Origin of the sequence: Nostoc sp. PCC 9305, from assembly GCF_963920915.1 — a bacterium.
Taxonomy (GTDB): Bacteria; Cyanobacteriota; Cyanobacteriia; order Cyanobacteriales; family Nostocaceae; genus Nostoc.
Genome location: NZ_CAWUDN010000002.1, coordinates 129120 through 143112, shown reverse-complemented (window position 1 = coordinate 143112; position 13993 = coordinate 129120). Strand labels below are relative to the sequence as shown.

The 13993-nt window shown below is 39.8% G+C and carries 10 protein-coding genes; all 10 read left to right on the top strand.

Going from position 1 to position 13993, the window contains the following annotated elements; genetic code table 11:
- Window positions 1-8 precede the first annotated feature (8 nt).
- The 10 genes from ACM0OX_RS01415 (at window position 9) to ACM0OX_RS01370 (ending at window position 13972) form a co-directional block, all read left to right on the top strand.
- Window positions 9-1172 carry an ATP-binding protein gene (locus tag ACM0OX_RS01415; protein WP_414512446.1) on the top strand — a complete coding sequence of 388 codons (1164 nt, stop codon included), beginning with the start codon at window positions 9-11 and terminating at the stop codon, window positions 1170-1172.
- Between the two features lie 1249 nt (window positions 1173-2421).
- A complete protein-coding gene (locus ACM0OX_RS01410; protein ID WP_414512444.1) occupies window positions 2422-3147 on the top strand; it encodes a helix-turn-helix domain-containing protein in 726 nt (241 codons plus the stop codon).
- Window positions 3041-5752 (top strand): peptidase domain-containing ABC transporter, encoded by a 2712-nt coding sequence (locus ACM0OX_RS01405; RefSeq protein WP_414512442.1) that lies wholly within the window; start codon window positions 3041-3043, stop codon window positions 5750-5752. Before ACM0OX_RS01410 ends, ACM0OX_RS01405 begins: the two co-directional genes overlap by 107 nt.
- A 79-nt stretch (window positions 5753-5831) precedes the next feature.
- The gene (locus ACM0OX_RS01400) at window positions 5832-7355 is read left to right on the top strand and encodes an HlyD family efflux transporter periplasmic adaptor subunit (RefSeq protein WP_414512440.1); all 1524 of its coding nucleotides are present in this window, start codon (window positions 5832-5834) and stop codon (window positions 7353-7355) included.
- 170 nt (window positions 7356-7525) lie between these two features.
- Window positions 7526-8272, top strand: coding sequence for a peptidylprolyl isomerase (locus ACM0OX_RS01395; protein WP_414512438.1), 747 nt, complete (start codon window positions 7526-7528; stop codon window positions 8270-8272).
- A gap of 426 nt (window positions 8273-8698) precedes the next feature.
- The gene (locus ACM0OX_RS01390; RefSeq protein WP_414512437.1) at window positions 8699-8887 is read left to right on the top strand and encodes a hypothetical protein; all 189 of its coding nucleotides are present in this window, start codon (window positions 8699-8701) and stop codon (window positions 8885-8887) included.
- Between the two features lie 579 nt (window positions 8888-9466).
- The gene (locus tag ACM0OX_RS01385; RefSeq protein WP_414512435.1) at window positions 9467-9691 is read left to right on the top strand and encodes a hypothetical protein; all 225 of its coding nucleotides are present in this window, start codon (window positions 9467-9469) and stop codon (window positions 9689-9691) included.
- Window positions 9692-10434: 743 nt separating this feature from the next.
- Window positions 10435-11598 (top strand): phosphotransferase, encoded by a 1164-nt coding sequence (locus ACM0OX_RS01380; RefSeq protein ID WP_414512433.1) that lies wholly within the window; start codon window positions 10435-10437, stop codon window positions 11596-11598.
- A 236-nt stretch (window positions 11599-11834) separates the two neighbouring features.
- On the top strand, window positions 11835-12935 hold the full coding sequence (locus ACM0OX_RS01375; protein WP_414512431.1) for a T3SS effector HopA1 family protein: 1101 nt from the start codon (window positions 11835-11837) through the stop codon (window positions 12933-12935).
- A complete protein-coding gene (locus ACM0OX_RS01370) occupies window positions 12932-13972 on the top strand; it encodes an aldo/keto reductase (protein WP_414512429.1) in 1041 nt (346 codons plus the stop codon). The genes ACM0OX_RS01375 and ACM0OX_RS01370 overlap by 4 nt, the downstream gene beginning before the upstream one ends.
- Window positions 13973-13993: the final 21 nt, after the last annotated feature.

Below are 13993 nucleotides of genomic sequence, written 5' to 3'. Positions count from 1 at the left end.
TGAAGATTATGGTTGTGAGCTACTCAGTAAAAATCTTGTTAATTGAGGATAACCTGGCTTCTGCTAGGTTGTTACAAGAGTTTCTGAAACAAGCCCAGTCCCAAGAGTTTACTCTGGTTCATGTGATGCGATTGGGGGAAGCACTTCAGGAACTAAATCAATGCAATTATGACGTTATTTTATTAGATTTAACTCTACCTGACAGTCAAGGATTGTCATCTCTACCTCCTCTGATCGATCGAGCGCCAAGTGTACCGATTGTTGTCCTAACCAATACAAATGACGAAGAACTGGCAATTGAAGCAGTGCGTCAGGGGGCACAAGATTATCTAGTTAAGCGCCAGGTAAATGTAGATGTGTTGGTTCGCTCTTTGCGTTATGCGATCGAGCGCAAGCAAGTTTTAGAATCATTACGCACAGTCAATGAAACGTTACAAACTAGGGTTGAAGAACGAACTGCGGAACTCGTAAAAGCCAATGAACTCAACCAGTTCAAATCTGAATTTGTCTCAATGCTCTCCCATGACATCCGCAATCCGCTAAATACTATTCTCTTGGCTGCTGGATTGCTACAAAATCAGGATGAAAGATTAACCCAAGAGAAAAAACAGAATCATTTGAAAATGATTCGCTCGGCAATTAAAAACATGGCAAAGCTATTGGATGAAGTTACATTCATCGGTAAAGCTGATTCTGGTAGACTCGGTTTTGAAGTCATCTGCTTAGATTTAGAAGCTTTTTGCCGCCAAATGGTCGATGAAGTTCGATTGATTGCAAATGATAAGCAACTGACTTTGGTGTTCGCCAGTTTTGGGCAATTAGATGACGCTTTATGGGATGAAAGCTTACTGCGGCACATTTTGGGCAATTTACTTAGCAATGCTATTAAGTATTCACTACCGGGCGGCATGGTGCGCTTTGAACTAATTGGTCAGGAAAAAGCGGTAATTTTCCGAGTTCAAGATTGGGGAATTGGCATTCCTCAAGAAAACCAAAAACGACTGTTTCAGCCTTTCCGACGTGCGGACAACGTGGGAAATATACCTGGTACTGGCTTGGGGCTAGCGATCGCCAAAAAGTGTGTCGATGCACACGGGGGAGAAATTGTAGTTAATAGTCAAGTTGGAGTCGGTACTACATTTACTGTCACTCTCCCTTTGATCGAAATTTAATTTGCCATTTGAGAACAAAAAAATAAGTTCGTTTAAGACGGAAGTTAAAAAATCTTGATTGCATATCAGCAGAACTGAGCGCTTCTATCTGTGGGTAGAATTATATTATTTCTGGTTTATGAAGTTGAACTTCATAAACTATTGCTATCAACACTTCTCACTTCCTAATAACCTTTTTATACCATTCATAGTAATTTCAGTAAATTTTATAATTTCGGCTGCTTTTCTTGCCTCAAACATACTCCAGCAATGAGTTTCCGATTAATTTCCTCATTATTCTCTCATGAAAGTTATTGAAGATATATAAAATAATGATTTTACATAACTTTATATAAAATATAAGTAGGTAGGTGTGAATATTGATTATTGGAATCGGCAGAAGCCAGCTAAGCTGGAGGCAGAAGGAAAAAGAGTTTAAGGTATTTCATTTTTCTTTACATAGTTTGGTTTTTTGAAGTCGTTCTACTTAGTTTTTGAGAAAGCATTGTAACGCGGATTTATCACTCTTATTTTCAAAGCCTTACAAAACCTAAATTTAGGCGTTTCATGGTGGTTCAAAACTTTTACGCATCAAAACCGAAATGTAGTCTGGGCAGAGGTTGTGGTAAATGCGATACGTGCGATGGGCGTAGCCACCACAGTACTTATGACAAATGCAGTTTTAAAAAAAATTAATCGATCGTTCTTCAGAATTTACAAAGTTGATTTGTAATTTTTAAGTAAAAACTAATACTTATCAAATCTAGTGCCATTACGCCTTGTATATTCACTTGAAAACTGCTCTTAAAGTAATTTTCATCCTTAATGACAGGGATTTTGTTATGGCTATTTTTTCTCTGGTTAAAAGAAATTATCTTTACAAAAATTTTATTAAAATTTAGCGAGTATTTTCGTAATTTATAAATTAGGAATTGTAATCTAATCTATATCTACAAAAGCAATACACGAAACCTGGCTGTAAAAAAAATATCACTTGTTAACATTCAAGTCCTTGTATTGAATGAAAAACAAAACATGATAATTATTACAGCTATAACGTTTCCTAATCAGATGAGATACACCATAGTCCCCTCCTCGCTTGCGGGGAGGGGTGGAGTTCTTGTACCTCACTCAACCGAGAACCGCTATGTAAGGAAAAATTAGCTTTTGCATATTTCTACTTATTTCTACGTAGAGTAGAAATAAGTGCTAGATCATGCATTAAACATCAGGCATTCGTGTATCTAAAAAACTAGTGAATTGTATGTGTATGTACGACTACCAAATGAGAATTGGAAGCAAGGATACAATTTTAACGAACAGTAAATATTTAACATCATTTCAGCGAAAATTACTGTTAGAAAGTTTGGAAAAAATTTTACCTGAATCTTACCGGCAGCGCATTGAAATCATGTTGTTGGCAGATGAGGGAAAAACTCAAACGGAAATTTGTCAAATTTTGGGGTGTTGTCCAGCAACAGCAAGGTATTGGATACACATAGCCCGGACTGGAATGGCGCACCTATGGCAAGATTGTCCCATCGGTCGCCCTAAAGCAATAAATGACCAGTATGTAGAACGTTTAAAAGAACTGGTTAGTAGTAGTCCTCGCGATCATGGGTATGTTTTTCGACGGTGGACAACAAACTGGCTAGGGAAACATCTAGCAAAAGAATTTGGTATTGAGGTAAGCGATCGCCATATTAACCGACTGCTCAAACAGATGGGGTTATCCACGCTACCAAAACCCAGCAATTCTGAACAAAGCAGCACTGAACAGATCCAAGGTTCCAAAATTTTGATTAGTGACCTGAAATCGGCAGTTCTTCCTGATAATTCCGAATTTTTACCTATTAACTTTGCAAAATTAGGAAAAGATGTAAATATTCATGGCGCAAGATATATCTGCTCAATTAGTAACTCTGCAAGATTTCAACAATACTCTGGGTTATTCTCTTTCGACAGAGGAATATCAACATTGTCTTCAACAAGGTAAATTTATCAACCCAAAAGTCGGCAAATTCTGGCAAGGAACTGATGCTCAACCAGGAATTTATATTGCGATCGCTGGTAAAGTCAGGTTGCTAGATAGCGCCGATGAGTTAATCGCCACTTTAGAGGCAGGTGACTCATTTGGAGAATTTACCTTGTTTAAGGAGGGTGACTTTAAACCTTACGCTGCCAGGGCTTCAGTAAACTTGCAACTGTGCTTTGTTTCGGGTGAAGTGTTGTGGCCGTTGATGGCTAAATATCCCCAAATTCGAGAACATTTGTGGGCTAAGGCGCTATCTCGTAATCCCCAACAGATGGACGCAAATAACCCCCCAATAGAGCCACACGAAACAAAGATTTTGTTAACGCCAGCAGTAAAGCCACGCGAGAAAAAGATCAGCAAAGCCTATTTTCCCAACTCCACGCAGCGAGTAGGACATTTATTACAGCGTGTGATTCGGCGCTATCCGTTTTTTGCCCAACAGAGTGGATCGGATTGCGGTGCAGCTTGTTTGGTGATGGTGTCTCGCTATTGGGGGAAAAATTTTAGTGTAAATCGCCTGCGGGATATGGCCAATGTCGATCGCAATGGTTCGTCGCTGCGGGGGTTATCGGCGGCGGCGGAAAATATTGGGTTTTCCACGCGACCTGTGAAGGCGAGTCTTGACCAATTAGCGAAGCAAAAATTGCCTGCGATCGCCCATTGGGAAGGCAAGCATTACATTGTTGTCTACCAAATTACCCCCAAACACGTTATTGTAGGCGACCCCGCCATTGGGCAACGCACCCTCAGCCACGCCGAATTTAAAGCTAACTGGACTGGTTACACATTGCTGCTGCAACCGACAGCCATGCTCAAGGACACCAAAGAGACTTCTACCCCCTTTTGGCAATTCTTTGAATTGATGAAGCCTCACTCTTTGGTAATTCTGGAAGTGTTTGTCGCTTCTTTATTTATTCAGATATTTGGACTTGTTACCCCCCTATTTACCCAGTTAATTTTAGACCGAGTGGTGGTGCAGCGTTCTGAACTCACCTTAACAGCGGTGGGTTTAGGGTTACTAATTTTTAGTTTATTCCGTGTGGCGATGACAGGGTTGCGGCAATATCTGTTAGACCACACGGCGAATAAGCTCGATTTAGCATTAATTGTGGGATTTATTCGCCATACCCTGCGGCTACCCTTAAGTTACTTTGAGTCCCGTTATGTGGGGGATATTATCTCTCGTGTACAGGAAAACCGCAAAATTCAACGTTTCCTCTCCGGTGAGGCGTTGTCCATCCTACTAGATTTACTCACTGTCGTTATCTATTTAGGATTGATGTTTTGGTACAGCTGGAAAATGGCGTTGCTGGTGTTGGCGATTGTACCGCCTTTTGTCCTGCTGGCATTGATTGCCACACCTTTTTTACAAAAGATTTCTAGAGAAATATTTAATGCTGTTGCCCAGGAAAGTAGCTATCTGATTGAAGCCCTTTCTGGTATACGAACAGTTAAATCCACAGCGGTGGAACAGACTGTGCGTTGGCATTGGGAAGAGTTATTAAGTAAAGAAGTAAAAACTAACTTTTCTGGGCAAATTATCAGCAATCGCTTGCAAATATTCAGTAACACAATTGAAGCAGTAGTAACTACCATCTTGCTGTGGTTTGGCGCGTACCAAGTGATTCACAACCAGCTAACCATTGGGCAATTGGTAGCATTTAATATGTTACTGGTAAATATTATTACGCCCTTCCAACGATTAATAGTTTTGTGGAATCAATTACAAGAAGTGGTGATTGCGGTGGAACGCATTAATGATGTCTTAGATGCGGAACCAGAGGAGGATTTACAGCATCAAATGCGGCAATCTTTACCACCGATTCAAGGTAACATTCGCTTTGACAACGTGACGTTTCGCTATCACCCTGAAAGCGATATCAATGTTTTGGAAAATCTCAGTTTTGAAGTCCACAGTGGGCAAATGGTTGCCCTGGTGGGACGGAGTGGTTCGGGGAAAACCACGATTTCCAAGCTGGTTTTGGGGTTATATCCCCCCACAGATGGCAAAGTGTTGATTGATGGTCACGATATTACCAGTCTTTCGTTGCGTTCTCTACGCGAGCAGGTTGGGGTTGTTGACCAAGATACCTTTTTGTTTGGCGGAACAATTCGGGAAAATATTAGCTTGGCGCATCCTGGAACTACTTTAGAACAGATTATTGAGGCGGCGCGGTTGGCGGGCGCCGATGAGTTTATTAAAAAGTTACCTATGGGTTATGAAAGCCAGATTGGTGAAGGAGGTGGGTTGTTATCTGGAGGACAGCGACAAAGAATTGCGATCGCTAAGGCGTTATTAGGCAATCCCAAGCTGTTGATTTTGGATGAAGCGACTTCCCATCTGGATGCAGAGTCAGAAAGGATTATTCAAACTAATTTAAACACAATTCTTCAGGGGAGAACCACTTTAATAATCGCCCATCGCCTTTCAACTGTGCGAAATGCAGATTTGATTTTAGTGCTGGATCGCGGCGTATTGATTGAGAGTGGAACTCACCAAGAGTTGATGGCGAAGCGGGGACATTATTTTTATCTCAATCATCAGCAATTGGATGTTGCGGGGTGAAAAAAGATAACAAGAAGGAAGCTTTGCTTGTCTCCCCACTCCCAAAATCCCAAATCCCAAATTGATATCAGGAAAAATCATGCCAAACACATTGAATGGAAAGGTTGAAACCCAAATCTATGAGGTAGAACAGGGTGAGAAAATTCTAAGAGAGCAAACACCAGCTAGATCGGCTGATGATTGGGCTGATGTTACTAAGGATTTACTTGATAGCTTACCCGAAGTTTGGACAAGAGGATTGCTATATTTTTTAGTGGTCTTTGTATCGGTTATTTTACCTTGGGCGATGCTATCTAAGGTCGATGAAACTGGTACGGCAACAGGGCGGCTTGAGCCAAGTGGAAAGACGGTTAAGCTTGATGCTGCTGTGGCAGGTACTGTTGATGAAATTCGGGTAAAGGAAGGTGATTCAGTTAAAGTTGGGCAAACTTTATTGGTGTTAGAATCGGAATTAATTAAAGCGGAATTGCGACAGGCACAGGAGAAGTTAGAGGGACAATTAAATCGATTTTCTCAGTTAAATTTATCTAAAAGTCAGTTAGTTGTATCTTTGACAACTCAACAGCAACAGAATCAATCTCAACAGTTAGAAAAGCAGACTCAAATCGATCAAGCGCGACAGAATCTGAATGCTCTTAAGAATTCCTATGATTTACAAAAAGACGAAAAATTGGCTCAAGTCAATCAGGCACGGCAAACTCTTGACCATAGTCAAACTGCTAAGAAGTTAATAAACAGTAGTTTGGCCAGTAGCGAGCGAGAAGTTGAACGCTATCGCAATCTTTGGCAGTCAGGGATTATTGCAGAAACTTATGTTGTGGATAAGCAAGATATAGCGAAGGATAAGCAAATGTTATCCGAACAAAATAAGTCAGATATTCAGCAGGCTAAACTACGTTTACTAGAACAACAGAGTAGTTATGAGCGGACTATTCGGCAAGCAAATGCAGATATTGAACAGGCACAGTTGCGAATTAAAGAACAGGAAAGAAGTTATCAGACTTTAACTCGCTCTGGTCAGATGGCTCTGCTAAAAATTGAAGAACAACAGAAGAATTTAGAGACAGAAATTACTACGCTTCAGGCAGAAATTGCTCAAAATAAAAGTCAGATTGTCTCGTTACAATTTCAGTTAGGACAACGACAATTAAGAGCCACCGTAAATGGTAAACTGTTTCAGTTACCCATACAACGGCCTGGAGCTGTAGTGCAGCCAGGAACAATGATAGCGGAGATTGCACCGCAAGATTCACCTTTAATAATTCGGGCACAAATGGCAACAACTGAAAGTGGTTCTTTGCAAAGAGGATTGCCAGTCAAGCTAAAGTTTGATGCTTATCCATTTCAGGATTATGGCGTTCTGGAAGGAAGATTATTAGAGATTTCTCCTACTACCATAGATGTGGAGACACCTAATGGAAAGGTAGCAGCTTATGACTTGGAAATTTCCCTAAAACAAAATTGTATTCCCTCGGCTAATAAGTGTATTGCCTTGCATCCTGGAGATACGGCAACGGCTGAGGTAATTGTGCGCCAGCGTCGGATTATAGATTTTCTGCTCGATCCGTTTAAGCAGTTGCAGAAGGGCGGTTTAAAATTATAGAGCGTTGTGGCTACTGTAATAGTAGGATATTTACTTTTTTTTAATATGATTAAATCTCTGGGATTAATCCCCGTAACTCCTTCACTCATTGATATGTATTGTGTTTGAGTTCGCGATCGCCCCGTGGTCAATTATCATTTAATGTCGTCTATTTACTTAGAAATAGCATCATGTTAGAAACTATCACTATTACCAGCGAAGATATTCTTTCTCAAGTCAAACTATCTTGCAAAATTCCTGAGTTTATTGAGACGATTGTTGCCCGCAAGGTTGTAGAAAACGCCGCATTTGAGGCGAGTCTCAAAGTAGAGACAGAGGAACTTCAGAAAGTAGCAGACCAAATTCGGTTAATGAACAAACTCAATAGTGCTGATGATACCTGGGCGTGGTTGGAAACATATAGTCTTTCTATAGATGATTATGAAGAAATTGTCTATAGCACCGTCATTTCGCGGAAGTTAGCTGCTCATTTGTTTGCAGATAAAGTTGAACCGTATTTCTTGGAACACCAGCTAGATTATGCCGGTGTGGTCATATATGAGGTTTTTCTGGATGATGAAGACTTGGCGATAGAACTCTTTTATGCAATCAAAGAAGGTGAGATAAGTTTTTATGATGTTGCTCACAAATACATCCAGGATAGGGAATTACGTCGTAAAGGTGGATACCGGGGGATAGTGTATCGTCAGGATTTGAAGCCGGAAATCTCCGCTGCTGTCTTTGCTGCCAAGCCCCCCCAACTTCTCAAACCTATAGTGACATCTTCGGGAGTACATCTGATTTTGGTGGAGGAGATTATTCAACCGGAATTAGATAATGAGCTATACCAAAAAATTGCTTCAAATTTGTTTTCTGAATGGCTAAAGAAAGAAATGGCTAAAGTTGATATTGTTAAACAGTTAGACTCTAATTGTTGAAGTTTTCATCCCGAAGCCTAACCTTTGAACATCTTGATGCCGTCATGTTTGTTTTTAGACGTTATATTTGGGATGATATACAGAAAATAATTCATATTGATGATTGTCTGTTAGATATTAGTTCTGGATCTCACCAAGAGTCAGAATAACCACAAGATTGAATCTCCAGATTATTCGCGAGTTTCCATCGCGAATAATCTGGATTCTTTTATTTTTGTCAAATTGGGATGCTCCCAATTACTTTAACTTCTCATGAATAACTACGCAGCAGGTGGACACGACCTCTGTGGAAAATCATACTATCCGAATTATCCTATTTTAATCTGTTATGGTGTAGGCAGTTCATGATGGCTACTTACAGCAGATTGCAACTAGCCAACCACTTTTCAAACATCCTCTCAGAGGATGTTTGAAAAGTCATGATTGATGTATCAAATATTTTTTTACCCCTCCCTAACCCTCCCCTTAGAAAGCTACGGTGTACACACAAGTCGTGAAATTCCACCTGAGACTTGGTTTCGTCCTCTAGCAATAGGATTGTGCGATCGCTCTGAAAGCCTGTCCGCAGCGAGGAGGAACGACGAAACAATCGCTTTAACTCACGGGATTATGTAATTACTTCGCTCCGTTGTCACTGCGCTCGTAATGACAATTGAAGGGGTCTATAACGCCTGAAACCCTTTCAGATAGTACTTGTGTGTACACCGTAGCCCTTTCTAAGGGGGGATTAAGGGGGGTAAGAATGCAATTAAAATCACAGCCAACCACTTTTCAAACAATCTTCAGAGATGTAATCCCTCAGAAACGACATTAAAAGACAAAACTCCTACACTAATGTCTGTAAAATTAGACATAAAATCATTTACTTTTTGAATGTAAGGGACTTCCAAAGAATAAATTATTCCAAAAAAAACAAGAAAGAGTAGAGCAGATAAATATTTAATAATGATAATCTTCTCAAGAGGAGAAAAGGGATGAGGCGTAGTAAAGCTATATCCCTATCCCAATAGAGTTTACTGCCAAAGCAATATTTTAATTTAGAGACATAAAAGCTTTAGTTGTGTCTCTAAAAGCGACTTAAAAAGCTTGATTTTCAAGCTTTATTCAATAACAATGAAATCAAGGATTAAACAAAACAAACGTTTAATTCTCTCACAAAATTTCCTCAACCCATTTTATTTAAGGAAAAACATCATGGCTTCCATTAAAATTTCTGAATTACGTCCTGCTGGTTCTGAATTGTTCCAAGATTCTGAAAGCTTCCTCAGCGAACTCTCTGAAAGTCGTGAAGTAGCTCAAGTTTTGGGTGGTTGGAGTTATTACAACAACCAACAAAGCAACAGCATTGTCAGCAATGCTGGTAATACCGTCAACGCTAACACATGGGGCAATGCCAACACCGTCGTTGGTAATGGTTAATGGTCATTAATTTATGTCCCTGAGAAGATTTGATGCATTGGGACATATAGCCATATAGGAATGCCAAAACTGCCATTCCTAATGTTGGTGAATGGGATTTAATTTCAATAAATCCTATTTACAATGCTAATAAAAGATAGGACTTGTTGAGAAATCACGGACTATCTTTTATTAACATAAATCGCTACATCTAAATAATCGTCTATGTTAAGCTATCCCAAATAAATGAAATCAAAAAAAATAGATTTCTCCAATAGAAATATAATTATAAAAACAGCCACGAATTTAATAGTACTTACGCAATAACTCTCTGAAACTCTTAGAGGTTGTTTGAAAAGCCTTGGCGACTATAAGTCACGGCTACACGAGACTTTACCCACCTCCGTGGGTTAAAAATCCTTGATTTTCTATTAGTCTACCTCCGTGGACTTCTCTGCGAGACGCTACGCGAACGCTTGTGTAGTAGCGAATTCATTAGCCCAATATCTTTTCAAACATCCTTTTATTCATTTGCGTACTTGGCGGTAGCCTGCGGTAAGCCGCTTCGCGTCTAAGTTTTCTAATGATTTTGCGTAAGTCCTGTTTAAAATATAGGAATCAGGTTTGATTTTTGAAACGATCTACGTAGTCAGGGAACAGGGAATAGGGAACAGGAAAGAAGGCTTTTTAAGGTGTACTGAGTTTTTTCAGAAATCAAATATGAGTCCTATAGAAATAGATTTTTCTAGAAAATGACCTGATATATGGCTATGATATTAAGTTCAGAAAATGTTGTAGAATATCTAAAATTATGTGGTTTTTGTGGATTAGACAACGAAGCTAATACCAAAATTGAGCCGAAATCAGCTAAAAACTTTAACTTATTACTGACTTTTCCAGACGGTCGTAAAGTCCTGATCAAGCAAGAACCTCTCAACCTAGATGGGAAAGCATCTGGTGAGTTTTTGCGAGAATGGCAAATTCAGGAATTTGCCCAGAAATTTCCAGAATTAAGTCAAATGCGCGACTGGATATCAGAGGGACTTAACTTTAATCCCGATGATTCAATTATTATTTTTAATTACCTAGATAAATATCGTGATGTGATGGCTTTCTATGGTAAGGAAAATATTTATCCCTTAGAAATAGCCTCTGCTATAGGAACAATTTTAGCCCGCATCCATAGCTTAACTTTCAATCATAAAGATTATCAAGATTTTTTCTCTTTATCCTTGAAAAATCAAGCTAGCGATCCGGTTAAGCATTTAGTTAAAAATGTGGGACGAATTAGCCCAGAAATTTTTGGTTCTGTTCCTGCTGATGGTCTAAAATTCTTTTCTCTGTATCAACGATATGACAGTTTAGGCCAAGCCATAGCCGAACTGGGAAATTCTTTAAAACCCAGTTGTCTAACACACAATGATCTGAAATTGAATAATATTCTTGTGGCTGATGATTGGGAAGAAGGTATTGACAACAGCACGATAAGATTAATTGATTGGGAAAGATGTAGTTGGGGAGATCCAGCTTTTGATTTAGGTACACTCATTGGTAGCTATTTACATATCTGGTTGGGTAGCATGATTACCAGCAAAACCATGAGTATCGATGAATCCTTGCGGATGGCGACGACACCCTTGGAGATAATCCAACCTTCTATTGCTGCTTTAGCGATCGCATATTTAAATCACTTTCCAGAAATCTTAGAGCATCATCCTGATTTTTTACAACGAGTCGTACAGTTTGCTGGTTGGAATTTGATTATCGCTATTCAATCAACACTGCAATACCAAAAATCTTTTGGTAATACAGGTATCTGTATGCTGCAAGTGGCTAAGTCTTTATTGTGTCGTCCAGAAGCATCAATCCCTACAGTTTTTGGAGTGCAAGCATCAGAACTTACAATGTTGAGAGTTTCGCTTCAATAGATATCACAATGGCTAGTGATTAATGAAGGTAAAAAAGATCGATTGTCTCAAAGTCGATTCTGAATAAGTCTTCGACTACATAAAGATAGCTAACTCTCTTAATACATCCGTCTGATTTATACCAGTCTAGTCGTAATATTCCTTAAGGAATTGTGTCTTCTATATGTGGTATCTTAATTAGCTGTGGGAGCATCAAATCCACAAGCTTATCTCCCCTTAATTAAAGGCAAGCACCTATGCAACTACTAGATCCGTTGCCAATACAACTAGCAGCTATTCCAGAGTCATTGCAGCATTCATTGGAAGATATTGTTAATAAAATTCAGATAAAATCCAAATTTTCTATTAACCATCCCGACTATAAACCCCTAGAAATAACAGATGAGACACTCTCACGCTTTCAGCAATTGCCCTCAGATGTACAAGATAAATATTTAAACGCCCAACTATCTAATTTTCTCTACGGCATTTATTACAACGGTTCCTTAAAACGTGCTTTAGCACTTGAAGGAGAAACAACAAATTTAGCCGTTAACCAAAATTTAGAAAATAACACCTTTCTAGGTGTGGATGTAGTGTTTTACAATCGCCTTCATGAAAGCAACAAGGGCGAAGGCTATTTTAGCCCTGATTGGCTGGCAGTAAAAGAAGAATCAGATGGTGCTTTAGCTGTACACAAGGGTGGTTTAACTCTGCACATTGACCGCACTAAACATTTGCGATCGCAAGACGAAGCTGTGACTGTAGGTAATACAGTTGCCATCAAACTGCCCAAAAATTTAGTGCAAAACGGTTTTTACATGGCAGTTAGCAATGCAGGCTCTTACAGTGGTGAAGATATAGTACGAGTCTATTTCAACTTAACTACTGATGGTGCAGTTGCAGTCATGGAAAGCTTGACTACCCAACTTAATGCCATCACCCTTCCTTTCAATTTTAAAGCGTTGTACAACCCTTCAGATTATGGGCGTCACGACTCAGCGGTGCTTTACTTTGACAAAAACAACTATGAAGTTGTCCACCCAGTACTAGAAAAGGTGTATACAGAACACCAATCTCATTTTCTGTCAGAAGTGCCTTTATTTACTAAACTTATCGCACCAGGGTTAGCGATCGCTGAAGAACCAGATCAGAAATTTGGCGAAAAAGAAAGCTTTGGGATGAATCGCTGTCAAATTATAACCAATGGTTTGATAAAAGCTTGGGAGCAAGAGGATAATTCGCCAGAAGGTCGGATGGCATCAATTTTGGCACAATTCTCCGCACTGGAAATTGATCTGCAACGTCCTTACCTCAATGCCAAATCTGATGATATTTATCCAGCTTTAAAGTCATGAAAATTACTAATCTTGCTCCTGATATTCAGACTCCCGATTTTCAGCCACAGTTAACAGCTGCTGAAGAACTTGCCATTGCTAATAGTAGATTTGCTCAATCAGATTTACCTTTTTACCGCAAACTTGGACGGACTGACTTAACTGTTAGTTGTTTAGGACTAGGAGGTGGAGGCCACATCTCCAGTGAAGATAGCCTTTACGCCTTCGACCAAGGCATCAACTACTTTTTCTACTCCAGCGATTTACATCAATATCTTTATAGTTCCATGCGTCCTGCACTCCGTCAATTATGCGGACGCGGTTCCTCAATGCGTGAGAAGGTAGTTCTGGCAACTGTCAGTTACATGATTAGAACCCCAGACACAGCATTCACCTATTTATACGATCAATTTATCGATCTGGGTATTGACTATATTGATGTGTTTTTCTGGGGCTGGATTGATGAGCATAATCATCCTGCTTTTGAGAAGTGCATTAGCGCCTCAGACGATATCCGTGGTCCGGGGTCAGTAACTCAGCGTCAAATAGAAAGAGTATTTGGTGTTTCCGAAAAGATGAAAGAAATGGGTGTGGTGCGCTATATTGGTGCTTCTTTTCACGACCACGATTTAGCAAAACAGTGGCTAAATAGCCCTTTTTTGGATGTTGCGATGGTGAGGCACAACGTGGCACATCGTACAGCCCAAAGAAAGGTTTTCCCCCATTTGGATGCCAACGATCCTCATCGACCTGGTATTGTTACTTTTAAGTCATCAGGTATGTTTAATGCCCTTTGGGAACCACCTGTTGGTCTACCAGATGGATGCTGGCAACCTTCAGTCCCAGATTTATATCGCTATTCTTTAAGTCAAAACTCTGTTGATGTTGCCTTAACAGGATTGTTAAACCGCGAACACGTAGATGCAGCGATTCAGGGTGTGCAAAAGGGCAAACTTACCCCTGAAGAAATCGACTACCTCAACCTTTATGGTGACTTACATCGCAACCGCATCAAACCTCACGAAATCCCTACAGAACGTTTGCTTGTTGGCAGGTAGAAAGAAAAACAATATTACTTA

What these genes read in the sequence shown, in the direction of transcription:
- ACM0OX_RS01380 (WP_414512433.1), top strand. Translation starts at nt 10,435, where the DNA reads ATGGCTATGATATTAAGTTCAGAAAATGTTGTAGAATATCTAAAATTA.
- ACM0OX_RS01410 (WP_414512444.1), top strand. Translation starts at nt 2,422, where the DNA reads ATGTACGACTACCAAATGAGAATTGGAAGCAAGGATACAATTTTAACG.
- ACM0OX_RS01400 (WP_414512440.1), top strand. Translation starts at nt 5,832, where the DNA reads ATGCCAAACACATTGAATGGAAAGGTTGAAACCCAAATCTATGAGGTA.
- ACM0OX_RS01370 (WP_414512429.1), top strand. Translation starts at nt 12,932, where the DNA reads ATGAAAATTACTAATCTTGCTCCTGATATTCAGACTCCCGATTTTCAG.
- ACM0OX_RS01395 (WP_414512438.1), top strand. Translation starts at nt 7,526, where the DNA reads ATGTTAGAAACTATCACTATTACCAGCGAAGATATTCTTTCTCAAGTC.
- ACM0OX_RS01405 (WP_414512442.1), top strand. Translation starts at nt 3,041, where the DNA reads ATGGCGCAAGATATATCTGCTCAATTAGTAACTCTGCAAGATTTCAAC.
- ACM0OX_RS01390 (WP_414512437.1), top strand. Translation starts at nt 8,699, where the DNA reads ATGTATCAAATATTTTTTTACCCCTCCCTAACCCTCCCCTTAGAAAGC.
- ACM0OX_RS01375 (WP_414512431.1), top strand. Translation starts at nt 11,835, where the DNA reads ATGCAACTACTAGATCCGTTGCCAATACAACTAGCAGCTATTCCAGAG.
- ACM0OX_RS01385 (WP_414512435.1), top strand. Translation starts at nt 9,467, where the DNA reads ATGGCTTCCATTAAAATTTCTGAATTACGTCCTGCTGGTTCTGAATTG.
- ACM0OX_RS01415 (WP_414512446.1), top strand. Translation starts at nt 9, where the DNA reads ATGGTTGTGAGCTACTCAGTAAAAATCTTGTTAATTGAGGATAACCTG.